Raw genomic sequence first — 23323 nt, 5'->3', positions numbered from 1 at the left:
GTAACCGGCCGCGCCCAAGTGCAGATAGATCAAAGGAACATCGCCATGCCTCACCCCATCGACATCCATGTTGGAAAACGGATCCGCCAAGCTCGCCTTCTGGCTGGGATTTCACAGCAAGAGCTCGCAAACGCCGTGGGTATCAAGTTTCAGCAGATCCAGAAGTATGAAACTGGCGCAAACCGGGTAAGTGCGTCCCGCCTCTGGATGATTGCCAATTACCTTGAAGCAAAAACGTCGGATTTCTTTCCCACGGAAGACGCCGCACCTGACGCCGACCCCGAATTGAACTCCGACGAGATCAAGATCGTGCGGGCGCACCGGGCCGCAAGCCCAATGGGGAAGGCAGCTCTCAATGTCGTCGCTGCAGGGCTGGTTGGCCTCAACGGCGATATGCCAGGCAACGCCGCAGCCATCGCTGCTGAATAAGTCCAAGCTCCCTCACCCCGTTTTTGCGAGTATCACCATGTCAATTTCAAACCACCTTTTCGAGACGCCCGAAGACCTCGAAGTAAAGCGCAAGCTTTGGCGAGCAACTGAACGAGAAGTGATGGGGTTCGCCCAGCGCTATGCGGACCTGCATGCCGTTGGGAGCAAGAAGCCCTCAGATGGGCAGAAGGACATCGCAGCGGCCGCGAAGAAGAAGGGGTATCCGAAAACCCTGATCTATCAGGCCGCCAGTATCATCAGGCGCAAGGCCAAAGAGGACCGCAATTCGAAACTCGAAAAGTGGGCCGACGTAGAGATGCAGGATCTGATGAAAAACTACGCCGACAACCTTGGGCTCGGCCGCGGCGTTGCGGCCCCAAGCGCATAGTCATGCATCGCGCCCAGCGCGTCTACACAAGGCCTCGAAACTCAGGAGCTCGCTCGCCAATGAGAAAGCTGGAAATAAACCTGTACGATTCACACATCGGTATTTGGCAAGATGATCCCAACGACCCGTCCTTCAAGAAGGAGGTTTACGGTGGCCTTATCCGACTGCTGCGCGATCGAGGCTGGACCGTCCATGAAGACCCGGAGACCAAACGGAACTGGGCGTCTTTGAGCCCAAATACCCGTCAAGCAGCGAAAGGCAATCTTCGCGCGCATATTCAGGCTGCGGGGAGATGTGTGGAGCTCGAAATCTGGTCATCAGTCGCGCGGCAGGATAACCGCAACGGCCGCCGCTATGACTTCGACAAGTTCAAGAGGATGCCTTTCCTTGATCAAAAAAGCTTCATGCTCGAACGATCAAAGCTCCTTTCTTGGCTGCAGGACAATTTCGCAACTGCCATCAAAGGCCGATCCCACGAGCCCAAAAGCGCAGACGAGAAGCTTGCTCAGAAGTACGAGGAGTGTACTCACACGGACCCCAAACTTGGGCATCCGAACTGGCATGCCGACTACAATCGCAAGAGCGCGGATGGACGCCTCCTTGAGCATGGGCAGATAGTCTGGTTCGCGGGCCTGGATGGCCGTCTGCGCCGAGGGCAGGCGTTCTACAATTTGAACAGCATGTGGTGGGTCAAGGTATCACCCTACGAACTGACCAACATGGCCTGCTCTAAGCTGTTCTCTATTCAGCCAGACGATCTACGCCGCAAGCGGAACACAAGAGCACGCCGAGCCAAACTCGAAAGCCTGATCTCTGCTGCAATCGCTCGATCTGACTTCCTACGCGCCCACGAGCTGCAGCTGGTCCTGTTCGGCGATCAGCCAGTCTACCGAATTTGGTCTCGGAAAAATGACGCCTACTACGGTCCAAATTACTGTGGCTATTCGACCGACGCGAACCGGGCCGGACGCTATACCCGCGAAGAGGCAGAAGCCGAGGTCCGCCGCGTTCCAAATGTCCTTTCACTTGTCACTCCAGACGGCCAACACGTCCGCTTTGATAAAGCCGCCTGATTTATTCAGACGCCACCGCGATCCAGCCGCTGAGTGTTTAACGGAGAACCACGTCATGAAAAACAAGCTGTCCGACCTGAATAATCACCTCTTTGCCCAGCTGGAACGGCTGTCGGAGGAAAACCTTACCAGTGAGCAGATCGAGGGTGAGGTCAAAAGGACTGAGGCAATCGTATCGCTCTCTGATCAGATCGTAGGCAACGCTGACCTACAGCTGAAAGCCGCGAAACTGTTCGCTGAACACGGATCAGCTGTTCTGCCCCACCTCCCCCAGCTCGGAAAGTCAGAGGCATGAAAGGTCACGCCATCAAATACACCGCACAAGAGCTGGCTTGGCTTGAGGCCAACCGGGGAATGGTGATCAGCGAATACCACCGCGCATTCCAGGAGCGCTTTAAACGTCAGGACGTTTCGGCCAACAATCTACACGCCCTGCGGAAACGAAGGGGCTGGAAGACCGGTCGTACTGGACAGTTCCAAACAGGCCAGAAGCCGCACAACAAAGGCAAGAAAATGCCTTTCAACCCAAACAGTGCGCGTACCCAGTTCAAGAAAGGCAACCAGCCCCACAACACGAACTATCTCGGCCACGAGCGAGTTTCAAAGGATGGGTACGTCGAAATTAGCATCGATGAGCGCAACCCGCACACGGGATACGAGCGCCGCTACGTTTTGAAGCATCGCTATCTTTGGGAGAAGGCCAACGGCCCCGTGCCGGAAGGCATGTGCCTGAAGTGCCGCGATGGCAACAAGACAAACACGGACCCTGAGAACTGGATTCTGATCTCCCGGGCGCTCCTTCCCAGACTAAACGGCGGGAATTCCGGGAAGCTCCCAAAGTATGACAGGGCAGAGCCAGAACTACGCCCCACCATTCTCGCGGTCGCCCAGCTCAGCCACGCGGTGAAACAGGCAAAGTCGGGGGAAAACCATGACTGACACAAGCAAAGAGGCAGTGGCCAATCAGAATGCACTGGTGAAGGCCAGAGGCCGATATGCCCAAGACATACGCCAACTGCCACTGGCTCGAAGCCGACCAAAGAAATAACCGATGCATTCCGCCTTGCAGGGTGCTTCACGCCGAAAAGGAGGATAACTGATGGGCAAGCATGAACCAGTCACCAAGCCGCTTTGGCGCCCGGCGGATCTACGCAAGGCGGTCACAGAATGGGCAGCACAAGGGTTTTCCGTGATCATCGAGCCGGATGGAAAGGTGCATGTAAAACCGGCAACACCTGGCGGCGATCTGGATGACTTCGATCAGGTGGACTTCAAACGATGAAGCGAGAACTACCTGCGCACGTCTACAACAAGAAAGGCGTGCTGTACTTTCAGCGCCGCGGCTACCAGACCACACGCATTGAGAGCCGCCCTGGGACCAAGGAATTCGCTCTGGAGTATGCCGCACTTCTGAATGGCGCGCAGGCGGCCCCAACCACCGGCAAAACATTCTCTGCCCTTGTCACCAACTACGAGCGCAGCCAGCGCTACAGGCGCCTGGCGCCTCGCACAGCGCGCGACTACGACAAGGTGCTCTCGTGGGTGCGGGAAAAGATCGGCAGCAAGGCCGTTGCTGGCATCAAGCGCAAAGACGTGATCAGGGCACGGGATGCCAACGCTGAGACCGTGCGCTTTGCCAATTACATCGTGCAGGTGGTCCGGATCCTGATGGAGCACGCGATCGACCTGGGCTGGCGCGACGACAACCCGGCCAAGGGCGTTTCCCTTCTGAAAGCTGATACCAAGCCGCGCGAGCCATGGCCCCCGGAGATGATCGAGAAATTCCGCGCCGCCGCTGACGGCCGGGCGCTGCTAGTATTTGAACTGTGCCTTGGGACCGGCCAGCGGATCGGTGATGTTCTGAAAATGCGCTGGAGCGATATAGAGGGCGACGGCATCAACGTGGCGCAGGGAAAGACCGGGGCCAAGCTGTGGGTGCCGTTCACCTCGCACCTGCGCGCCATCCTGGCGGACACGCAGAAAATTGGCCCGACGATCTGCGCATGGGGCCGCGGAAAGCCGACCAGCTACCGCAGTGCTCATGAGGCGGTGATGAACGTGCGCAAGGTGATTGGCGCCGAGGACTATGACCTGCACGGGCTGCGCTATGCCGCGGCGGCAGAGCTGGCCGCGCTGGGTTGCGACGATGATTTGATAGCGGCAGTCACCGGCCACACCACGAAGGCGATGATTGCAAAATACGCAGGCTCGACGCGGCAGAAAGTGCGGGCTTTGGAAGCGCAGCGGAGGCGCAAATAGCCTTCGCAACTTTCACGGTTCGTTTCCGTTTTATTCCGCCTTTTTCTCAACACGTAATCCAGCTATTTCAATGACTTGGGTTCGGATTGCAAATCCGTGTACACCGGTTCGATTCCGGTACTCGCCTCCAGTCTCCATCTACACAAAATGAAAATTTCGAGCTGGTCTTCCGATCTGTCGACTGACCGCCCTCACTGCATCGTGTCACAGACAGCGGTCCGCGAGCTGGAAATGGCCCAAGGCAGAGAAGCGATCTCCTTGCCTTGGGCCTTTTGTCTTTCCTGAGCACCATCGCGAGGACAGGCAATCAAGGTCAGAATAGTTGCAGATCCTTGCTGCCAGTCTGGATCTCAGTGTGGCTTGGCATATTTTGGACAGCAAACGGTGCCATTGCTTGGCCCGGCATCGAAACCGTAGGCTTCATGGCTGCAGCAATTCCGAAACCAGACTGATCCAACTCACCCCGAATGTCGCGCAAGAGGGTTTTGTGGTCTGGCATGGCTTTTAGGATTTGAGCCAAATCCATCTTGGCCCCCTTCCACCACTGGAACCAGATCGGCTTTTTCAAAGGACGCAGCCGGTCCCGAATGCCCGCGCCGTAACCTGTGTCATAAACCTGCTTCCCCAGAAGCACTGTTTGATACACGCGATAGTCAAACAATGTTGCAAACTCGATATCATGGGGCATAGGGAGACGGTGCTGCCACAACTCAAGGTTCTCTGCCAAACGATCAGGGACCTTCATCTCCGTCCGTGCATCGATCCAATATTGATCATCCGTGCGGTTCCCAAGGCGGTAGTGCAAGCAAATGAATTCGAGAACCTCATTGTATAGCTTGTCCATTTGACGATTGTATCTGCTCCGCAGAGAAGGCGCGATTTCCTTTGTTGGAAGATGTTCGGCGAACCAACGCACAGCATGGTCGATCATGTGGATCGCGGTGCTTTCCAACGGCTCGATAAAGCCGCCAGCAAGTCCAATCGCCAGACAATTCTTGACCCAAGCGTTTCGCACACGACCAATGCGCATTGGGATCACTCTCGGGGTTGCGCCCTTGCCGCTGTCTCCCAGCCATTCAAGGTATTCATCTGCGGCCTGATCGTCCGTACGGTGTGCAGACGAAAATACATAGCCCGTCCCAACACGATTGTAGAGCGGCACCCGCCATGTCCATCCAGCACCAAGCGCCGTAGATCGTGTCAGGCTCTCAATTTTTTCTGGGTCCGGATGCTCGATCTGCAAAGCCATGGCGCGGTCGTTAGGCAGGTATTCTGAATAATCCAAAAAAGGCTCACCAAGCGCCTTGTTGATAATCAATCCACGGAATCCTGTGCAGTCGATGACCATTTCGATGTCATGACGGCCGCGTTTCTCCAGCATCAGATGGCTAACATTGCCGTGCTCGTCTAGCTCAACCGAGGTCACTTCATCACGGATGTGTTCCACACCCTGTTTCGTGCAGACCTTTGTGAGCATCCCTGCGAATTTGACTGCATCGAGGTGGTAGGCATATCCAAAACGTTGCTCAAATTCCGGCTGACCAAGGGGACGCGCCCCCTTGCAGAGACGGCCAAGGTCATCATGAGGTGCTATCGACTGGGTGAAATCGCGATCGCCGTTGCCAAAACGGAGAAAGTACTCGGCGGCTTCCAGCCCCTCTAACAGCTGCCCGTGCGCAAAGGGGTTAACATAGTCAATCCGGTTCCCCTTGGCATCTTTGTTCCAATTGCAGAATTTTACGCCCAGCTTGAACGAAGCGTTGGTTTCGCGGAAAAATGCCCTCTCAGAAATTCCTGCTTGTCGCAGCGTTTTGGGCATCCGCGGCACCGTCGCCTCTCCAACTCCGACGGTCGCGATATTTGGACTCTCGATCAGGCAAATTTTTGGTCGATCTTTTGCTGCGGATGTGCGGGCAAATTCTGTCTCTAAGATCAAAGCGGTCATCCACCCCGCCGTGCCACCGCCAACGATGGTGATCTTCTTCAGTCGATTATCCATGTAGTTCCATCCCTGTTTCTTTTTTAGGGATGGTAGCGTAATTTTCTTGCGCCTGGCTACCTTTACGACACCGAAAGCGAACTTGATCCTGCGCCCGCAACCCAAAGACAGTTCTGGATCAGGTCCCACAAGTCAGAAGTCCAACCCAACCCACAGATGGCGTTGTCAGAACCTCGATAGCTGGCGCTGTTCCAGGCGGTAGCCGCCGGAGGTTATCTCTTTGCGGAAATCGGGGTCGTGGCTGACGAGGAGGACGGCCTGATCAAGGCTGTGCAGGATGTCGACCAAGCGCGCGTAGTTGTCAGGGTCCAGCGCGTTTGTCGGCTCATCCAGGATCAGCACGTCTGGCTCCATCGCCAGAACAGTTGCCAACGTCACCAGACGCTTTTCGCCGCCTGACAGCTTATGGGTCACCCGGTCACGCAGATGCAGAAGGCCGAGACGGGCCAGAATCTGGTCAACAATGGCGAGCGCTTCTTCCTTTGATCTGCCCAGATTAAGCGGACCAAAGGCCACATCCTCGGCCACGGTGGGGCAAAACAGTTGATCATCGGTGTCCTGAAAGACCAGACCGATGCGGCGGCGCACCTCGTGAAAATCACTTTCCTGCCGCCGGATCTGGCCAAAGGCTGCGACGCTTCCAGAGGTAGGGGCCAGCAGACCCATGATGATTTTCAGCAGGGTGGATTTCCCCGCCCCGTTCGGACCGATCAGGGCCAGTCGCTCCCCCGGAGCCAGCTGCATCGACGCGCCTTCCAGCACCGGATCAAGACCGGGATAGGCAAAATGGATGTCGCGCAGTTCAATAAGTGGCATAGGCGATCTCTGCCCCAATAAGGCCCAAAAGCGCAAGCCCAAGAGCCGCGGCAAAAGCAAGATCGGATCGACGCAGATGAAACCCTTCGAGAAGGGTGATGCGGCCATTGAACCCCCGGCACTTCATTGCGGTCAGGATCCGCTCTGAGCGTTCGATGGCGCGCACCAGCATCATCCCCACCAGATAGCCATAGCTGCGATAGGTGTGCCAGTTGCTGCGGGGGCGAAAGCCACGCAGCTTCATGGAGGTGCGCAGGCGTTGGTATTCCTCGCGAAGGACATCGATATAACGGATGGTGAACATCATCAGATGAACCAACCGCGCAGGTGTCTTCAGCGCAAAAAGCGCATGTCCCATTGTGACCGGCTCCATCGAGCCCACCAAAGTCATGACCGCGAGGATCACCGCATTGGCCGTCAGCGCAATCTCCGTCGCCCGCCACAGACCTTCCCAGCTGGCCTCAAGCCCCCAAAGGCTGAAAATTGCGCTGCCGGGCACCGTAAAGGGCAAGAGGATCAGGGTGAAAATGATGAAACTGTCCATCATCGCCATGCGCTTTAGCGTTTTGCGAAACGGCAGACCAGACAGTGCCAAAAGCGCTATGGACACAGCCAGGGCCCCGCCCAGCACCCAAAGGTTGCTCAACGCGACCACAACCACAGCATAGATCACCGTCATCGCGATCCGCATGCGCGGATCCAGACCGGCAACCGTTCCCCGCAGGAGTGAGGCCTTTGACCCTGGCTGGTCCATGTCGGTCAGCACATACGTCATACCCCTGCCCCCATCTTGCGGCGCGCCGCGATGTAAAAGCCCAGACCAAACAGGCCAAAGATATAGCCGATGCCCCCCAGAACAGACTGGAAATCGGACTTGTTCTTATAGGCCGTCAGCTCCTGGCGCAGCGGACGCAGTTCATTGCGCAGCATTGTCGCCAGCTCTGCGCGCGCCTGATCCGACAGCCCACCGCTTGCCATCCCCGGTGAAACTGTGGGGGGCGCTGCGGCGGGGGTCGCCTTGGGCGCTTCGCCCAGGATCAGGCCCACGTCAGCGGCATCCATCACCGCCTCGGAAACATGGCCCGCCCCCAGATCACCCCGAAAGATGTGGGTTACAGGGGTCTTCGGTGTAAAGACGAAAAAACCATCCCCGTCAGTGCGCGTCTCACCCAGTTTGCGGCCGCTGTCGTCAAAGACCTCGATCAGCATGTCAATGGCCATTTCGCCATTGGAAAAACCGACCTCCCCCTCAATGGCAGAGCCCGAGGGAAAGACGTCTGAAATCACGTTATGGGCTGCAGCAGGCAGCGGCGCCATCAGCGCAAGCGCCAGAACGACCGATCGCAACCTCATGCCAGGCCTCCCTTCGCGTCATGGAACAACTCGGGTTTGACCCGGCGAGCCAGAAAAATGGCCGCGCCCGACAGAACCGCCTCGATGACCATGACGGGAATATGCGCGAAAAAAACCAACTGCGCGGCAAGGATGAATTCATCACCTGACAGCATCAGCGAAAAGGCCACCGCAAGAGTGGTGGCAGCAATCGCAACACCGCCACCGATGCCGCCCCAGATTGCCCCCTGCATCGGGCTGCCGCGGGCAACCAGCGGCCGAAACAGCAAGCCGACCAGAACCGCGGGCAAGGCAATATTGAGCGCATTGACCCCAAGAACCGTCAGGCCCCCAAAACCAAAGAAGACCGCCTGTAGCAACAGCCCAACAAACAAGGCAGGAAACGCTGCCCAGCCAAGAACAAGCCCGGCAAGCCCGTTCAAGATCAGATGCACCGAACTGGGGCCGATCGGCACATGGATGAGCGAGGCAACAAAAAAGCTCGCAGACAGGACACCAGCCGCAGGAATACGTTCCAGCGGCAGGTTGCGCAGACCCATCGCAATTCCGCCGACAGCCGCGACTGCGCCGCCGATCACAACCGGATTTGACAGGGCTCCATCTACGATATGCACGCGCTCAGCCTCACTTCAGATCTTCGGCGCGGATCCACAGAACCGCATCTTGGCTCAGCTCCTTGCCTTCATGCTCGCGCAGAGGGCCAGATCCGAGGGCCGCAAAACCCCAGTATCCAGCTTTCGGGATACCAAAGGTAAAGACGCCGTTCTCGTCAGCGATGGCCACGATTGCGCCGCCCGCCATTGGCTGCGCGACGGGGGCGGTGGTGGAAAATCCACTCAGATCCGGCTCCGCCGCCATGTATTCGACCTCGATTTCTGCACCGGGCACAGGTTCGCCGTCAGCCAGCACCTGACCTGAAAAGGTCGATCCCGTGATCACATTGTATGGCTTGTTCAGCGGCAGAATTTCAGTCGGCAGACCAACCGGCTGGTCCCAATCTGTCGGCAGTGTATTGCGGTTCAGCACGACCTTTGCGATCTGCTGGATGTAGATGTCTTCGCTCTCTTCATAGTAGGGGGCGGGCACCGTCACCACGACGTAATCGCCAGAACGCTTGACCGGAACGGTGGCAGAATAGGCCGCCGCGTCATTTGTGGCCCCCTTGAAGCGTTGTGGCTGCAGCCGATCCGAGAGATCGGTTCTTTCGCCATTGTGCACCATGAAAAATTCCTGCGGCACACCCATGTCCATCACATGACCGTTTTCAAACGGGTGCCAGAAAATCAGCCCCATCGGCACCTCACCGGGCCGATCCACCAACAGGCTTTCGGTATAGTTCAGTTGAAAATGCGCCGATGCTGTCACCGGCAAGGCAGCGGCAAGAGCAGCCGCCAGATAGGTTTGTTTCATGTCGTCCTCATTCGACATCACAGGTCGCCCTGCAATCAGGAATGAACAACGGGGAGTAATGGCGCGGAGTGGTTTGAATAACCGCCGTGCCAGACGCTCACCCCGGCGTCCGGTTACATGACCCCAACAGGGATCAGTTTCCGGCAGGTTTCCTGACTTGCGGGTCTTTGTTCAGCTGGCCTTCCCGGATAGATCCCAGTGGCATCTTCAGCGTCACTCACCGCTCACAGTTGCGGGGGCAGTTACGGATTTGGTCCCTATTGGGTACGCCGCACCGTATTCCCTATTGCTTCCGTCATGTCTGAGACACGTACGGAACCGGATACATCTTTGGGAATGTCAAATGGGCTGTGGCAAGTCAAGAAATTCCGCATCCGGACACACCCATTGGCAGAAAGGCGACATCGCAGCGTCGACAGCGACATCGCCCCCGCGCATATGATGCGCGTCCCCTACACAAAAGGATTCGCCGGGCCTCAAGACAACCGCGGCCCCTGCGGCCCCTAGCCTTTCAGGCGGAAGCGCTGGATCTTTCCGGTCTCGGTTTTTGGCAGGGCGGCTGTGAATACGATGTGACGGGGGTATTTGTAGGGGGCAATCGTGGCTTTCACATGATCCTGCAGCAGTTTCACCAACGCCTCGGATGCGCTGTGCCCCTCGCTCAACACCACATGCGCCTGCACGATTTCGCCGCGTGCCTCATCCGGTGCGCCAATCACCGCACATTCGGCAACCGCTTCATGTGCCAACAACGCAGCCTCCACTTCCGGACCTGCGATATTGTAACCCGCCGAAACGATCATATCGTCATTGCGCGCCGCAAAATGAAGATATCCGTCGCGGTCCATGACAAAGCTGTCACCAGTGACGTTCCAGCCGTCCTGAACATACTCCGCCTGACGCTCATCCGCGAGATAGCGGCACCCCGTCGGCCCCTTGACCGCAAGGCGGCCAACCTCTCCGCGTGGGGTTTCATCCCCGTTGCTGTCCAGAACACGAACCTGGTATCCCGTGACCGGTTTGCCGGTACAGGCCGGGCGATGGTCATCGAAACGGTTTGAAATGAAGATGTGCAGTATTTCCGTTGCACCAATGCCATCCAGCATCGGCTTGCCCGTCTTGTCGATCCAGTCCTGATAGACCGGCGCTGGCAAGGTTTCCCCCGCCGAAACCGCCGCCCGAAGCGACGACAGATCCGCCCCTTCCTCCATCGCGCGCAACATCACGCGATAAGCCGTGGGCGCGGTAAAACAAACCGTGGCCTTATATTTCTCGATGATCTCGATGAGATTTGGTGGCGAGGCATTTTCCAGCAAGGTGGCAGAAGCGCCAAATCGCAGCGGAAAGATCGCCAATCCACCAAGGCCGAAAGTAAACGCAAGCGGCGGGGAGCCTACGAAAACATCCTCAGAAGTCACCCCCAGAACCTCGGCCGCATATCCGTCCGCGATCATGAGGAGGTCGCGATGAAAATGCATCGTTGCCTTTGGCGCGCCCGTGGTGCCCGACGTAAAACCCAACAACGCAACATCATCGCGCCCGGTTTCGACCGCCTCATAGGTGACCGGTTTTTCAAGGGCGAGCCGGTCAAGCTCTGCATCGTGATTTGACGTCCCGTCAAAGCCCACAACCGAGGTCAGATAAGCGGAGGTCTTTGCGCAGGTTACCAGCTCATCCATCAGCCGCGTATCACAAAGCGCATGGCTAATCTCGGCCTTGTCGATGATCTTTGCCAGCTCGCCTGCCCGCAACATCGGCATGGTGTTGACCACAACCGCCCCCGCCTTGGTCGCGGCCAGCCAGCAGGCAACCATCGCAGGGTTGTTGGCTGAACGGATCAGCACCCGATTGCCAGGCTTAACTCCTAGATCCTCACTCAGCACATGGGCAAGCCGGTTGGTCCAGTCGCTCAGTTCCTTATAAGTGCGACGTCGCCCGTTGCCGATCAGCGCAGTATGATCGCCAAAGCCCTTTTCGACCATCGCATCGGTCAGCTCCACCGCGGCGTTCAGCCGTTCGGGATAGTCAAACCCTTCCATCAGGAATTCGGGCCAGCTGTCGGCAGGGGGCAGATTGTCCCGCGTGAACGTGTCGATATGCGCGCTTGGTCCCAACATGTCACTGTCCTCCCAGATGGGCTGCAAGTGTCTGACGCGCAATCACCACGCGCTGCACGTCCGAGGCCCCTTCATAGATCCGCAACGCCCTGATATCGCGATACAGTTCTTCGACTTTCTCACCGCGCCGCACACCGTCTCCGCCATGAAGTTGCACTGCCTTGTCGATCACCAGCTGTGCCTGATCGGTGGAAAACAGCTTGGCCATCGCCGCCTCGCGGGTGATCCGCGCCGCGCCGCTATCCTTGGCCCAGGCCGCGCGATAAACCAGCAACGCAGCAGCATCCACATCCAACGCCATATCAGCGATATGGCCCTGGACCATCTGCAGATCGGCCAGTGGCGCGCCCTGCACATGGCGTGCGCTGACCCGGCTCAATGCCTCATCCAGGGCCCGCCGCGCAAACCCAAGGGCCGCAGCCGCCACGGTGGAGCGGAACACATCCAGCACCGACATCGCAATCTTGAAACCCTGCCCCGACTGCCCCAGAAGCGCCGATTTCGGGATACGACAATCGCTGAACCGCAACCTTGCAAGCGGATGTGGTGCAATGGTGTCCAACCGTTCAACAACCTCGAAACCCGGCAGGCCTGCAGGGACGATAAAGGCGCTCAGCCCCTTGGCGCCGGGTGCCTCTCCGGTGCGCGCAAAAAGCGTGTAGACATCCGCGATGCCCCCATTGGAAATCCAGGTCTTTTCACCGTTCAGGACATAGCTGTCGCCATCCAGCGTGGCCGTCATTGTGGAATTCGCCACATCCGATCCGGACTGCGGCTCTGTCAGGGCAAAGGCCGACATCGCCTTGCCCGCGCGGGTCAGCGGCAGCCATTCCTGCTGCTGGGCCTGCGTACCAAACAACGATATCGCGCCGGTTCCCAGCCCCTGCATGGCAAAAGCGAAATCCGCCAGCCCATCATGACGTGCAAGTGTTTCACGGATCAGACACAGGCTGCGCACGTCCAGCCGCTCCCCTGTCATGGCGGCGGAATGCTGCGTCCACCCCGCCTCTCCGAGCGCCGTGACAAGGCTACGGCAGGCGGCATCGGTATCGCTGTGATCCACATCGCCAAGAGCCCCTGTAGCCCAGTCATCCAGCTCCGCCGCAAGAGAGCGATGGCGATCCTCAAAAAACGGCCAGCTCAGAAACGTCTTGTCCGCCATGTCTCATCTCCCGATCAAATGGGCCAAGCCCCTGTCATCTTTCCAAAAATACTCCCGCCGGAGGCCTCTGCCCTCTCCCGTGGCACAGGCTTCGGCAGCGGCGCGCCTCAGTCACCCTGAAACAGCGGTTTTTCCTTTTTGACAAAGGCCTGATATGCGCGCTCGAAATCAGCCGTCTGCATGCAGATTGCCTGGGCCTGCGCTTCGGCCTCGATCGCCTGTTCGATCGACATCGACCATTCCTGCGCCAGCATGGTCTTGGTCATCATATGCCCAAAGTTCGGCCCCGCCGCGATCCGTGTGGCCCAGGACTGCGCCTCGGCCAGCAGCTCGTCTGCAGCCACAACCTTGTTGTGAAACCCCCAGGCCGCGCCTTCCTCTGCCGACATCGACCGCCCGGTATAAAGCAGCTCCGCCGCGCGCCCCTGCCCGATGATCCGGGGCAAGATTGCACAGGCGCCCATGTCACAACCTGCCAGGCCCACGCGGGTGAACAAGAACGCGGTCTTTGTCTCAGGGGTGGCAATACGGATATCCGATGCCATCGCAATGATGGCGCCTGCCCCGACACAGACCCCATCCAGGGCCGCAATGATCGGCTTTCCGCAGTTGACCATCGCCTTTACCAAATCCCCGGTCATCCGGGTAAAGGCCAAGAGCTCTTTCATCGACATCTTGGTCAGGGGGCCGATAATGTCATGCACATCCCCGCCCGAACTGAAGTTGCCGCCGTTGGGGGCAAACACAACAGCCTTCACATCGTCATCATAGTGCAGATCGCGGAACCAGTCGCGCATCTCGGCATAGCTGTCAAATGTCAGCGGGTTCTTGCGTTCCGGCCGGTCCAGCGAAACGGTGGCGATGCCATCCTCGATGCGGCACAGAAAATGTTTGGTGTCTGTTGAAATCATGTGTCTGATCCTTCGCTGTCCAGTCGCTGCGCCACCTGCTCCAGCGCCTCGGAAAGGGTGTGCACGGCATCTTTGGGCACCGCATCGAACATCTGGTCGATCCAGCCCTCATGGGCAGCCGCTTGCCTGCCAAATTCCGCCAGCCCCTCTGGCGTCAAGAGAACCCGGCTCGCGCGCCGGTCGCCCGGCACCTTTTCGCGCCGCACATGACCGTCATCCACCAACCGCTCCACGATGCCCGTGACATTGCCATTGGACACGCGCAGCACACCTGACAGCTCGCTCATCTTCAGCCCATCAGGATGACGGCTGAGCGCCGCCATCACGTCAAAGCGCGGCAACGTGGTTGCAAAATCCTGACGCAGGTTTTCGCGGATCTCCGCCTCCACCGCGCGGGTTGCTTTCAACACCTTGAGCCACAGGCGCAGCCTGTCCTTGGACCGTTCCGACTGCATCAGATCTCCCCTCCGGTAAGGGGCAAACACGCCCCATTAATGGATCCTGCGGCAGGCGACACCAGAAACAGCGCGGTGTCAGCCACCTCTTCGGGTTGAATGAACCGGCCTTGCGGATTGCCTGCACGCAGTGATTTCGAGGCCTCTTCCTCGCTCATGCCGGTGGTGGAGACAATGGTTGCGATCGACCGCTCCAGAAGCGGGGTTTCGATGAAACCCGGGCAGATCGCATTGACGGTGATGCCGCTGCGCGCCAATTCCTGCGCAAGCGAGCGCGTGAGCCCGACAACCCCATGTTTCGCAGCGCAATACCCCGACACATAGGGGTATCCTTTCAGGCCTGCGGTCGAGGCAACAGCGATCATTCTGCCCCAACCTGCGGATTTCATGTCCGCCAGGACCGCCTGCCAAAGGTTGAACACACCGCCGAGATTGACCGCAAGCGCCGCAGAGAAGTCTCTCTCATCCATCTTCGCAAACGGCTTTGATGGCGCCGCGCCTGCGTTGGCAATTGCAACAGCTACGGGGCCATGTTCCGTTCGCGCGGTTTCCAGCGCGGCTCTGACTGCGCCTGCGTCAGTGACATCACAGGCAAGCGGCAGGCCTTGGGTTTCTTCCGCTATTTCCTCCAGCGGCTCGATCCGCCGCCCCAAAAGCGTCAGCCGCGCACCCTCAGCCGCAAAGCTGCGCGCAAGGGCGGCCCCGACGCCAGATCCCCCGCCGGTGATGACCACATGCTTGCTCATCATGCTGCTCATGCCCGGATCACCTCTGCCTCGCGATCCGCCAGACGCCAGGCCTGATCACGGCCAGCAAGATAGGGCAGCGGCCAGTCCGCATGACGGTCACCGATCCGCGCCGCCTCATGCAGGGTCCAGTAGGGGTCGGCCAGATGCGGCCTGCCCACACATACCAGATCAGCCCGCCCCGCCATCAGGATAGAGTTGGCATGATCCGCCTCATAGATATTGCCCACCGCCATTGTGGCGATCCCCGCATCATTGCGGATCCGGTCCGAAAACGGCGTCTGGAACATCCGGCCATAGACCGGGCGTGCCTCTGTGGTGGTCTGGCCCGCCGAAACATCGATGATGTCCGCGCCAGCCGCAGTAAAGGCCCGCGCGATCTCCACCGCGTCTTCCGGCGTCACGCCTTCGTCACCAACCCAGTCGTTTGCCGAAATCCGCACCGACATCGGTTTTTCCGCAGGCCAAACAGCGCGCATTGCGTCAAAAACCTCTAGCGGATAGCGCAGTCGGTTCTGAAGCGATCCACCATAGTCATCGGTGCGAATGTTCGATTTTGGCGAAATAAAAGATGAAATCAGATAGCCATGCGCCGCATGAAGTTCGATCATGTCAAATCCTGCACGTGCGGCCATCTCCGCAGCAGCCACGAATTCAGCCTTGATGCTGTCCATTTCAGCGCGCGTGATCTCCCGTGGCGACGGGTTGGCGTCGGACCAGGCAATGGCCGAGGCAGATACCGTTTCCCAGTTCCCGCTGGTCAAGGGCGCATCCATCGTCTCCCAGCCGACCTGGGTCGAACCCTTGCGCCCGGAATGCCCGATCTGGCAGCAGATCTTGGCATCGGTTTCAGCATGGACAAAATCGACCAGCCGCGTCCAGGCGGCCTCATGGTCTGGCGCATACAACCCCGGACATCCCGGCGTAATCCGCCCCTCGGCAGAAACACAGGTCATTTCGGTGTAAACCAGGCCTGCCCCACCCTTGGCGCGCTCTCCATAGTGGATAAGGTGCCAATCGGTCGGGCAGCCATCCACGGCCTTGTATTGGGCCATTGGCGACACAACGATCCGGTTCTTCAACTGCATGTCCCGCAGCTGATACGGCGCAAACATCGGCGGACGGGTCGGCGCATCGCTGGGCGCGCCCGCGGCATCCTGAAACCATTTCTCAGCCGAGGCGAGCCACTGCGCGTCGCGCAGACGCAAATTCTCGTGTGAAATCCGCTGTGATCGCGTCAACAAAGAGTAGTTGAACTGGACCGGATCCATATCCAGATAGCGCTCGACCTCTTCAAACCATTCCAACGAGTTGCGCGCAGCTGATTGCAGGCGCAACACATCCAGCCGCCGCTCCTCCTGATAGCGCACAAAGGCCTGCTCCAGCGTTGGTTCGGTGGTGATGAATTCTGCAAGCGCAATCGCACTGTCAAAGGCCAGTCGCGTCCCCGACCCGATGGAGAAATGCGCCGTCGCAGAAGCGTCGCCCAACAGAACAACGTTTTCATGGTGCCATGTTTCGCACAACACACGGGGGAAGTTGATCCAGACCGCAGAACCGCGCAGGTGATCCGCATTGGAGATCAGGGCATGGCCACCCAGATGATCAGCAAAAATCGCCTCGCAGGTCCGCAGGATCTCTTCCTTGCTCATCGCTTCAAAGCCCCAGTTTTCCCAGGTCTGAGCAGAGCATTCGACAATCACCGTCGCGGTGTCGGCATCGAATTGATAGGCGTGGATCCACATCCAGCCATGCTTGGTCCTCTCGAAGATAAAGGTGAAGGCGTCGTCAAATTTCTGTTTCGTACCCAGCCAGATAAATTTGCAGGGGCGCACATCGATGTTGGGTTTGAAGTGTTCCGCAAATTCGCTGCGCACACGAGAATTCAGACCGTCACAGGCCACCACCAGATCATAATCCGCCTGATAGGACGCCGCCGGGCCGACCTCTGTCTCGAATTGCAGATCAATGCCCAATTCACGGGCCCGCTCTTGCAGGATGATCAGCATCGCCTTGCGCCCGATCCCGGCGAAACCATGCCCCCCGGAAACTGTCCGCACACCGCCGTGAACCACTGCGATATCGTCCCAATAGGCGAATTTATCGCGGATCTTTTCGGCGCTCACCGGATCGTTGGCGGTCAAGTTTTCGAGCGCATCATCCGACAGCACCACGCCCCAACCAAAGGTGTCATCAGGCTTGTTTCGTTCGAATACCGTGATTTCAGCATCCGGCTGACGCAGCTTGGTCGAGATCGCAAAATACAGACCGGCGGGGCCGCCTCCCAGACAGGCGATTTTCATGATGCACTCCCTCCTGCAATCTTGGCTGCAGTCAGAATATGCGGCTGGCAATACATTTCAAGTTTAAAATTTCATGCTTGAAGCTTTTCCGTGAAGCCGGACTTTGCCTTAAGAAAATCTTCACCTTTTGCCCAAACCCTTGCGCCGGAGTTTCTCTCTCGCAGTCCCATCACCGCTTGAATGCCGGTCGAAGCGGTGAAATTAACGCCGGTTAACAAACCCCTAACGGGCAGAGTTGATGTAGAGAACCTCTCCCCGACAAGCATATTCAGACCAGATCGGTACCTCATGCCGTCAGCAAAATCAGAGAGTTACTGGACAGGACGACGGCCCTTCGCTCCTGTGGATAAATCTGGGTATCTTTCTGGAACACTCACCCATAGTGAGAATTCTTCGCATCTGAACGAAGAACGCCGCTTTTGTCGATATTTGTAAATCGTTTCCCAAGAAACCGCTGATATGCGCATATCTTCGCGCACTAATTATCAGAAAAAGACAACCCAAGACAGGAGCCGAGCCGTAGATCCCACGTGGAAAACTACAAGACAAACACCAATAGATTGAATCAAATTTCCATCAGAAACAAAAAGGCGGGAGCCCCGAGAGGCTCCCGCTACCGTAAAATTCACTGAACTGGATCAGATTTCGCGCAGATACTGCATCACCGCCGGACGGACAGTTTGATCGCCGCGATGACGGGCATCGGTGATGATTTTGCGCAGTTCACCCAGGTCAACACGCATCAACAGCGACTTCACAGGACCAACCGACGCAGGCCGCATCGACAGGATCCGCAATCCCATCGCAGCCAGGCAGACGGCCTCGATCGGCCGCCCTGCATCCTCGCCACAGAAGCTGAGCGGTGTGCCGGAAATCTCGCAGCGTTCAACGATCTGGGCGATAAAGCTAAGGTAGCTGACATTGAGCGTATCATAGCGCCTGCGCACCCGTTCATTTTCACGGTCAGCCGCGAAAAAGAACTGCTTAAGGTCATTCCCGCCGATGGACAGAAACTCTACCTCGTCAAAAAACTTCTGCGGAGCAAAGGCCAGCGATGGGGTCTCAAGCATCGCGCCCACTTCCAACTTGGACGGCAACGCATGCCCCAGGCGGCGCTCGCGCTCGATGGTCTTGTCGACCTCGGCCTTGGCGTCGCGGAACTCTTCAAACTGCGCCACAAACGGGAACATGATCGACAATGGCCGCCCGTTCGCCGCGCGGATCAGCGCCTGTAACTGCATCCGCATCACGCCCGGCTTGTCCAGACCGACGCGAATGGCCCGCCACCCAAGCGCAGGGTTGGGCTCATCCGTTGGCTTCATGTAGGGCAGAACCTTGTCCGACCCGATATCAAGCGTACGGAACACCACCCGCTTGCCCCCGGCCGAATCCAGAACCCGCTGATAAAGTGCAACAAGTTCAGACCGCTTGGGCATCTGGTTGCGCACCAGAAACTGCAGTTCGGTCCGGAACAGCCCCACGCCTTCGGCGCCAGAGTTTTCAAGCGACGGCAGATCTGCCATCAGGCCAGCGTTCATCAGCAGATGCACGCGCGAGCCGTCACGGGTGATCGCCTTTTTGTCACGGATGGAGGCATAGCGCTCCTGCGCCTTGGCCTGCATCGCGATCTTGTCCCGAAATGCGCCGACAACGGTATCGTCTGGCCGCAGGTGCACGACCCCCTGCTCGCCATCGACCATGATATGATCACCGTTCAGCGCCTCATTGGTGATGCGCTTTGTGCGGACAACCAATGGAATTGCCAGGGCGCGGGCAATGATCGCGGCGTGAGAGCCCACAGAGCCCTCTTCCAGCACGATACCACGCAAGGAACGCCCGTATTCCAACAACTCACCTGGGCCGATATTGCGGGCGACCAGAACCGGATCATCGGGCATTTCTGCCCCGGTTGCACTGCCCTGCCCCGTCAGGATGCGCAGCAGGCGGTTGGACAGGTCATCAAGATCGCTCAACCGCTCGCGCAGATAGGCATCCTGCACTTGCAACATGCGCGCGCGCGCCTGCGACTGTTCCTTTTCCACGGCTGCCTCGGCGCTCAGACCGCGGCCGATGTCCTCTTCCATCCGGCGCATCCAGCCTTTGGAATTCGCAAACATCCGGTAGGCCTCAAGAACCTGCAACTGCTCCTTGTCACCGGTCTGGGTGACTTCGAGCATCTTGTCGACACCCACACGCAGCTCTTCCACAGCCTCATGCAGGCGTTCCAGCTCGCGGTGGGGATCATCGGCAATCGGGTTGGTGACAACGACGCGTGGTTCGTGCAGCCAGACGTGGCCTTCAACGGCCCCCTCCTGCGCGATCGTCGCACGCAAGAGCACGGGCTGCTGGTGCAGGGGCGACAACGCCGCACCCTCACCGACAAAGGCGCCAAGCTCGGTCATCTCGGCGATGACCATGGCCACGACCTCCAGCGCATAAACCGCATCAGAGGAGAACTCGCGCGCCTCTTTGGACTGGACAACAAGCACGCCGAGCATTTCGCCAAGGCGCTGGATCGGAACCCCGAGGAAAGAAGCATACCGCTCCTCTCCCGTCTCCGGCATATAGCGAAAGCCCTTGGCGCTGGGGGCGTCAGGTGTGTTCACCACCTTGCCAAACTTCGCCACGCGCCCCACCAGACCTTCGCCGATGCGCATACGGGTCTGGTGCACGGATTCGACGTTCAGGCCCTGTGTCGCACAGAGTTCAAGCGTCTCATCATCGCGGAACAGATAGACCGAGCACACCTCGCAATGCATGCTGTCCGCGATCAGCTGGGTGATCTTGTCCAGCCGGGCCTGGCCGGCGTCATCGCCAGCCATGGCCTCGCGCAACCGCATCAACAGGTTGCGGCTTTCAGATTCGGTCGCTTTTACCATAGGGCCGTTCACACAATTCTGGTGTCAGTCGGCCAATAATGGATCAGGCCGCCTTGTCCAATTCAAACGCATCATGCAGCGCCTGAACAGCAAGTTCCATGTATTTCCGGTCAATCAGCACCGAAATCTTGATTTCGGAGGTGGTGATCACCTTGATGTTGATTCCTTCATCAGAAAGCACCTTGAACATCTTGGCCGCCACACCGGACTGCGAGCGCATGCCGATCCCTACGACAGACACCTTGGCGACATCCTTGTCTGCCAGCAGCTCTGCATAGTTCAGCTCGCCCTTTTCCTTGATCGCCTGCAGCGCCTGCTCGGCTCGGGCCACCTGATCCGTCGGACAAGAGAAGGTCATGTCGGTGCGACCCTCGTCCGAGATATCCTGCACGATCATATCGACGTTCACGCCTGCATCGCTCAGCGTGGTAAAGATGTTCGCCGCAATACCGGGACGGTCTGCAACCGACTGGACGGTCAGCTTGGCTTCGTCACGGGAATAGGCCACACCGGCCACAACATTGGATTCCATGATTTCCTCCTCGTCGCAGACCAGAGTTCCGGCCTCGTCCGATTGTTCCTCGAAACTGGACAGAACGCGCAGTTTCACCTTGTAGCGCATCGCCAGCTCGACCGAGCGGGTCTGAAGCACCTTTGCCCCCAGAGAGGCGAGTTCCAGCATCTCTTCGAATGCGATCTTATCAAGCTTGCGAGCCTTGTCGCAGATCCGCGGATCGGTGGTGTAGACACCATCCACGTCGGTATAAATGTCGCAGCGTTCCGCATCAAAGGCCGCGGCAAAGGCCACCGCAGTGGTGTCGGATCCACCCCGCCCCAGAGTGGTGATCCGGCCTTCCGGGCTGATCCCCTGAAAGCCTGCGACAACCGCCACACGCATGCCTTCACCAAATTTGGCATTGATGTTGTCGGTCGGGATCTCCTCGATCCGCGCCTGACTGTGCGCGCTGTTGGTTTTCAGCGGCACCTGCCAGCCCTGCCAGCTGCGTGCAGGCACATCCATTTCCTGCAGGGTCAGCGCCATCAGACCGGCGGTGACATTTTCCCCGGAGGACACAACAGCATCATATTCACGCGCATCATAAAGCGGCGAGGTTTCATTGACCCAACCCACCAGCTCGTTTGTCTTGCCAGACATGGCAGACACGATGACGATCACGTCATAGCCTTTGGCCACTTCGACGCCCACACGCTTGGCAGCGCGGCGGATGCGGTCAAGGTTGGCGACAGATGTGCCGCCGAATTTCATCACAAGAACGGGCATGGGGCAAAACTCTCCGTGCGCTTGCGGGTTTCAACTCCCCGCCTCATATGCGAGCGGCCAACGGAGGGCAAGTCTACCGATTGTAATGATACATGGCAGATTGACGGGCTCACACGCAGTTTTGATGCGTGTTTCAACAATGCATTCGTCAGATCGACTAGCTACGCCAGAAACGGATCGTCAGAATGGCGTAAACGGCCATCAATTCCAATCGACCGATCAACATTGCCGCACTCAGAATCCACTTGGCCCCATCATTGAGGGTCGAGAAATTACCGGCAGGTCCAATGGTGTCGCCCAGCCCCGGCCCGATATTGGCCACCGCAGTGGCCGCGCCAGAAACGGCGGTGATGAAATCAAGCCCGGTCAGAGCCAACGCCCAGGACACGATCCCCAGCGTCACCACAAAGAACATGAAGAACGAGATCACCGAACTCAGCACCTCATTGTCGACCGCGCGCCCCTCGTAGCGGGGGATGAACACCCCATGCGGCGAGTGGATCCGCTGGATCTGGACCCGGACAGAGGCAAACAGCAGCTGGTACCGAAAGATCTTGACTGAACAGGCCGTCGAACCCGCACATCCCCCGATCAAGCCGATGAAGAAGAACATAGTGACAAGAAAACTGCCCCACCCCATGTAATCCACGCTGGCGTATCCGGTGCCTGAAATGATCGAGGTGATATTGAACAGTGCTTCGCGGACGGCCTGTTCCGGATGATGGGGAAAGACGTAAACCAGCACGCAAGAGGTCACGACAACCAAAATGGCGATGGTCGCAAGGAATGCGCGGATCTGGCTGTCACGGATCAATGGGCGGGACTGACCGTTGATCAACTGGACATAGCGCACAAACGGAAGGGCCGCGAGGATCATAAAAACGGATGCTGCATATTCCGGTGCGCCAGAGAATGTCCCAAACGACGCATCATAATTGGAGAACCCACCGGTTGAACAGGTGGTGAGCGCATGCACCAAAGCGTCAAAGGGCTCCATGCCCAGTGCCAGATAGACCACCATACAGGCCACTGTCAGCCCGACATAGATCAGCGAGATCTGTTTCGCGATTGCCTGCGCGCGAGGAAGGATTTTCCCCATCGTGTCAAAGGCTTCGGACTTGAAAATCTGCATACCCCCAACGCGCAGTTCGGGCAGGAACACCATCGCAACAACGATGATGCCAATCCCGCCCAGCCACTGCAGGATACCGCGCCACAACAGCAGGCCGCGGGGCAGATCATCAAGGCCCGAAATCACGGTAGAGCCCGTGGTCGTCAAGCCTGACATCGCTTCAAAAAACGCATCCACAAACCGCAGTTCGGTTGCGCCCAGCATAAGCGGGATGGCCCCAAACAACGGCAGCGCCACCCAGACCAATGTCGTCAGAAGAAACGTCTGCTGGATCGTCAGACCTTCACGCACGCCATTGGCACAGCTCAGGGCGATCAGACCGCCACCAAGAATGGTAATCACCGCACTTTCCAGAAAGACCGGCCATTCGCCCTGCCCGTCATACAGGTCGACTGCGAGGGGAAACACCATGGTTGCCCCAAGAATAGCCACCAAAAGGCCAATGACATATCCGACCGGACGCAGATCCAACATGGGCGCAGCGTTGGCCTCAGCGGCAGGTGAAGTCAAGCCATCGCGGTTTGGATCAACTCTTTGGTGGGGTGGTTTTCTTCACCTGTGGCACAGGTTTGCCTGTCTCAGCCGTCGCTTGCGGGGTCGGTGCGGGCG

At 58.2% G+C, this 23323-nt stretch carries 22 protein-coding genes and 1 riboswitch; of the genes, 7 read left to right on the top strand and 15 right to left on the bottom strand.

Going from position 1 to position 23323, the window contains the following annotated elements; all coding sequences use genetic code 11:
- Positions 1-45: 45 nt before the first annotated feature.
- The 7 genes from KUV39_RS08585 (at position 46) to KUV39_RS08555 (ending at position 4149) form a co-directional block, all read left to right on the top strand.
- Positions 46-429: a helix-turn-helix domain-containing protein gene (locus KUV39_RS08585; RefSeq protein ID WP_222459525.1), complete on the top strand. Its 384-nt coding sequence runs from the start codon at positions 46-48 to the stop codon at positions 427-429.
- Entirely contained in the window at positions 356-817 is a 462-nt protein-coding gene (locus KUV39_RS08580; protein WP_222459524.1) for a hypothetical protein, read from the top strand. The genes KUV39_RS08585 and KUV39_RS08580 overlap by 74 nt, the downstream gene beginning before the upstream one ends.
- 59 nt (positions 818-876) lie before the next feature.
- A complete protein-coding gene (locus tag KUV39_RS08575) occupies positions 877-1890 on the top strand; it encodes a hypothetical protein (RefSeq protein ID WP_222459523.1) in 1014 nt (337 codons plus the stop codon).
- 55 nt (positions 1891-1945) lie between these two features.
- A complete protein-coding gene (locus KUV39_RS08570) occupies positions 1946-2185 on the top strand; it encodes a hypothetical protein (RefSeq protein ID WP_222459522.1) in 240 nt (79 codons plus the stop codon).
- Positions 2182-2829 carry an HNH endonuclease signature motif containing protein gene (locus KUV39_RS08565; RefSeq protein ID WP_222459521.1) on the top strand — a complete coding sequence of 216 codons (648 nt, stop codon included), beginning with the start codon at positions 2182-2184 and terminating at the stop codon, positions 2827-2829. The genes KUV39_RS08570 and KUV39_RS08565 overlap by 4 nt, the downstream gene beginning before the upstream one ends.
- Before the next feature lie 160 nt (positions 2830-2989).
- Entirely contained in the window at positions 2990-3172 is a 183-nt protein-coding gene (locus KUV39_RS08560) for a hypothetical protein (protein WP_222459520.1), read from the top strand.
- Entirely contained in the window at positions 3169-4149 is a 981-nt protein-coding gene (locus KUV39_RS08555; RefSeq protein ID WP_222459519.1) for a tyrosine-type recombinase/integrase, read from the top strand. The genes KUV39_RS08560 and KUV39_RS08555 overlap by 4 nt, the downstream gene beginning before the upstream one ends.
- Before the next feature lie 313 nt (positions 4150-4462).
- Here the strand turns inward: KUV39_RS08555 and KUV39_RS08550 are convergent, their stop codons facing one another.
- From KUV39_RS08550 to KUV39_RS08480, 15 genes are all read right to left on the bottom strand, one after another.
- A complete protein-coding gene (locus tag KUV39_RS08550; protein WP_222459518.1) occupies positions 4463-6148 on the bottom strand; it encodes a tryptophan halogenase family protein in 1686 nt (561 codons plus the stop codon).
- A 165-nt stretch (positions 6149-6313) separates the two neighbouring features.
- A complete protein-coding gene (locus KUV39_RS08545; protein WP_222459517.1) occupies positions 6314-6964 on the bottom strand; it encodes an energy-coupling factor ABC transporter ATP-binding protein in 651 nt (216 codons plus the stop codon).
- Complete coding sequence (cbiQ, locus tag KUV39_RS08540; RefSeq protein WP_046211089.1) at positions 6951-7739, bottom strand: cobalt ECF transporter T component CbiQ; 789 nt, start codon at positions 7737-7739, stop codon at positions 6951-6953. The genes KUV39_RS08545 and cbiQ overlap by 14 nt, the downstream gene beginning before the upstream one ends.
- The gene (locus tag KUV39_RS08535) at positions 7736-8317 is read right to left on the bottom strand and encodes a cobalt ABC transporter permease (protein WP_222459516.1); all 582 of its coding nucleotides are present in this window, start codon (positions 8315-8317) and stop codon (positions 7736-7738) included. The genes cbiQ and KUV39_RS08535 overlap by 4 nt, the downstream gene beginning before the upstream one ends.
- Positions 8314-8931, bottom strand: coding sequence for a cobalt transporter CbiM (gene cbiM, locus KUV39_RS08530; protein ID WP_008560297.1), 618 nt, complete (start codon positions 8929-8931; stop codon positions 8314-8316). Before cbiM ends, KUV39_RS08535 begins: the two co-directional genes overlap by 4 nt.
- Before the next feature lie 10 nt (positions 8932-8941).
- Complete coding sequence (locus tag KUV39_RS08525; protein ID WP_046211237.1) at positions 8942-9727, bottom strand: DUF4198 domain-containing protein; 786 nt, start codon at positions 9725-9727, stop codon at positions 8942-8944.
- A 125-nt stretch (positions 9728-9852) separates the two neighbouring features.
- Positions 9853-10065, bottom strand: a riboswitch (cobalamin riboswitch).
- 165 nt (positions 10066-10230) lie between these two features.
- Positions 10231-11844 carry an AMP-binding protein gene (locus tag KUV39_RS08520; RefSeq protein ID WP_222459515.1) on the bottom strand — a complete coding sequence of 538 codons (1614 nt, stop codon included), beginning with the start codon at positions 11842-11844 and terminating at the stop codon, positions 10231-10233.
- 1 nt (position 11845) lies between these two features.
- Positions 11846-13006, bottom strand: a complete 1161-nt coding sequence (locus KUV39_RS08515) for an acyl-CoA dehydrogenase family protein (protein WP_222459514.1) — start codon at positions 13004-13006, stop codon at positions 11846-11848.
- A gap of 107 nt (positions 13007-13113) precedes the next feature.
- Positions 13114-13917, bottom strand: coding sequence for an enoyl-CoA hydratase family protein (locus tag KUV39_RS08510; protein WP_008561512.1), 804 nt, complete (start codon positions 13915-13917; stop codon positions 13114-13116).
- Complete coding sequence (locus tag KUV39_RS08505) at positions 13914-14372, bottom strand: MarR family winged helix-turn-helix transcriptional regulator (protein WP_222459513.1); 459 nt, start codon at positions 14370-14372, stop codon at positions 13914-13916. The genes KUV39_RS08510 and KUV39_RS08505 overlap by 4 nt, the downstream gene beginning before the upstream one ends.
- Complete coding sequence (locus KUV39_RS08500) at positions 14372-15121, bottom strand: SDR family NAD(P)-dependent oxidoreductase (RefSeq protein WP_419555533.1); 750 nt, start codon at positions 15119-15121, stop codon at positions 14372-14374. The genes KUV39_RS08505 and KUV39_RS08500 overlap by 1 nt, the downstream gene beginning before the upstream one ends.
- 5 nt (positions 15122-15126) lie before the next feature.
- Positions 15127-17421 carry a bifunctional salicylyl-CoA 5-hydroxylase/oxidoreductase gene (locus KUV39_RS08495; protein ID WP_222459511.1) on the bottom strand — a complete coding sequence of 765 codons (2295 nt, stop codon included), beginning with the start codon at positions 17419-17421 and terminating at the stop codon, positions 15127-15129.
- A 638-nt stretch (positions 17422-18059) separates the two neighbouring features.
- Positions 18060-20300, bottom strand: coding sequence for a phosphoenolpyruvate--protein phosphotransferase (gene ptsP / locus KUV39_RS08490; RefSeq protein WP_008563053.1), 2241 nt, complete (start codon positions 20298-20300; stop codon positions 18060-18062).
- 43 nt (positions 20301-20343) lie between these two features.
- Positions 20344-21582, bottom strand: a complete 1239-nt coding sequence (locus KUV39_RS08485) for an aspartate kinase (protein ID WP_008562354.1) — start codon at positions 21580-21582, stop codon at positions 20344-20346.
- A gap of 157 nt (positions 21583-21739) precedes the next feature.
- Positions 21740-23188: a TrkH family potassium uptake protein gene (locus KUV39_RS08480; protein ID WP_222459510.1), complete on the bottom strand. Its 1449-nt coding sequence runs from the start codon at positions 23186-23188 to the stop codon at positions 21740-21742.
- Positions 23189-23323: the final 135 nt, after the last annotated feature.

Source organism: Phaeobacter italicus, from assembly GCF_019801785.1.
GTDB classification, from domain to species: domain Bacteria; phylum Pseudomonadota; class Alphaproteobacteria; order Rhodobacterales; family Rhodobacteraceae; genus Phaeobacter; species Phaeobacter italicus.
This window is presented reverse-complemented; position numbering and strand designations above follow the sequence as displayed.

What these genes read in the sequence shown, in the direction of transcription:
- cbiQ (WP_046211089.1), bottom strand. Translation starts at nt 7,739, where the DNA reads ATGACGTATGTGCTGACCGACATGGACCAGCCAGGGTCAAAGGCCTCA.
- KUV39_RS08585 (WP_222459525.1), top strand. Translation starts at nt 46, where the DNA reads ATGCCTCACCCCATCGACATCCATGTTGGAAAACGGATCCGCCAAGCT.
- KUV39_RS08565 (WP_222459521.1), top strand. Translation starts at nt 2,182, where the DNA reads ATGAAAGGTCACGCCATCAAATACACCGCACAAGAGCTGGCTTGGCTT.
- KUV39_RS08515 (WP_222459514.1), bottom strand. Translation starts at nt 13,006, where the DNA reads ATGGCGGACAAGACGTTTCTGAGCTGGCCGTTTTTTGAGGATCGCCAT.
- KUV39_RS08555 (WP_222459519.1), top strand. Translation starts at nt 3,169, where the DNA reads ATGAAGCGAGAACTACCTGCGCACGTCTACAACAAGAAAGGCGTGCTG.
- KUV39_RS08500 (WP_419555533.1), bottom strand. Translation starts at nt 15,121, where the DNA reads ATGATGAGCAAGCATGTGGTCATCACCGGCGGGGGATCTGGCGTCGGG.
- KUV39_RS08550 (WP_222459518.1), bottom strand. Translation starts at nt 6,148, where the DNA reads ATGGATAATCGACTGAAGAAGATCACCATCGTTGGCGGTGGCACGGCG.
- KUV39_RS08535 (WP_222459516.1), bottom strand. Translation starts at nt 8,317, where the DNA reads ATGAGGTTGCGATCGGTCGTTCTGGCGCTTGCGCTGATGGCGCCGCTG.
- KUV39_RS08505 (WP_222459513.1), bottom strand. Translation starts at nt 14,372, where the DNA reads ATGCAGTCGGAACGGTCCAAGGACAGGCTGCGCCTGTGGCTCAAGGTG.
- KUV39_RS08580 (WP_222459524.1), top strand. Translation starts at nt 356, where the DNA reads ATGTCGTCGCTGCAGGGCTGGTTGGCCTCAACGGCGATATGCCAGGCA.
- KUV39_RS08485 (WP_008562354.1), bottom strand. Translation starts at nt 21,582, where the DNA reads ATGCCCGTTCTTGTGATGAAATTCGGCGGCACATCTGTCGCCAACCTT.
- KUV39_RS08480 (WP_222459510.1), bottom strand. Translation starts at nt 23,188, where the DNA reads ATGTTGGATCTGCGTCCGGTCGGATATGTCATTGGCCTTTTGGTGGCT.
- KUV39_RS08525 (WP_046211237.1), bottom strand. Translation starts at nt 9,727, where the DNA reads ATGAAACAAACCTATCTGGCGGCTGCTCTTGCCGCTGCCTTGCCGGTG.
- KUV39_RS08510 (WP_008561512.1), bottom strand. Translation starts at nt 13,917, where the DNA reads ATGATTTCAACAGACACCAAACATTTTCTGTGCCGCATCGAGGATGGC.
- ptsP (WP_008563053.1), bottom strand. Translation starts at nt 20,300, where the DNA reads ATGGTAAAAGCGACCGAATCTGAAAGCCGCAACCTGTTGATGCGGTTG.
- KUV39_RS08495 (WP_222459511.1), bottom strand. Translation starts at nt 17,421, where the DNA reads ATGAAAATCGCCTGTCTGGGAGGCGGCCCCGCCGGTCTGTATTTTGCG.
- KUV39_RS08520 (WP_222459515.1), bottom strand. Translation starts at nt 11,844, where the DNA reads ATGTTGGGACCAAGCGCGCATATCGACACGTTCACGCGGGACAATCTG.
- KUV39_RS08545 (WP_222459517.1), bottom strand. Translation starts at nt 6,964, where the DNA reads ATGCCACTTATTGAACTGCGCGACATCCATTTTGCCTATCCCGGTCTT.
- KUV39_RS08575 (WP_222459523.1), top strand. Translation starts at nt 877, where the DNA reads ATGAGAAAGCTGGAAATAAACCTGTACGATTCACACATCGGTATTTGG.
- KUV39_RS08560 (WP_222459520.1), top strand. Translation starts at nt 2,990, where the DNA reads ATGGGCAAGCATGAACCAGTCACCAAGCCGCTTTGGCGCCCGGCGGAT.
- KUV39_RS08570 (WP_222459522.1), top strand. Translation starts at nt 1,946, where the DNA reads ATGAAAAACAAGCTGTCCGACCTGAATAATCACCTCTTTGCCCAGCTG.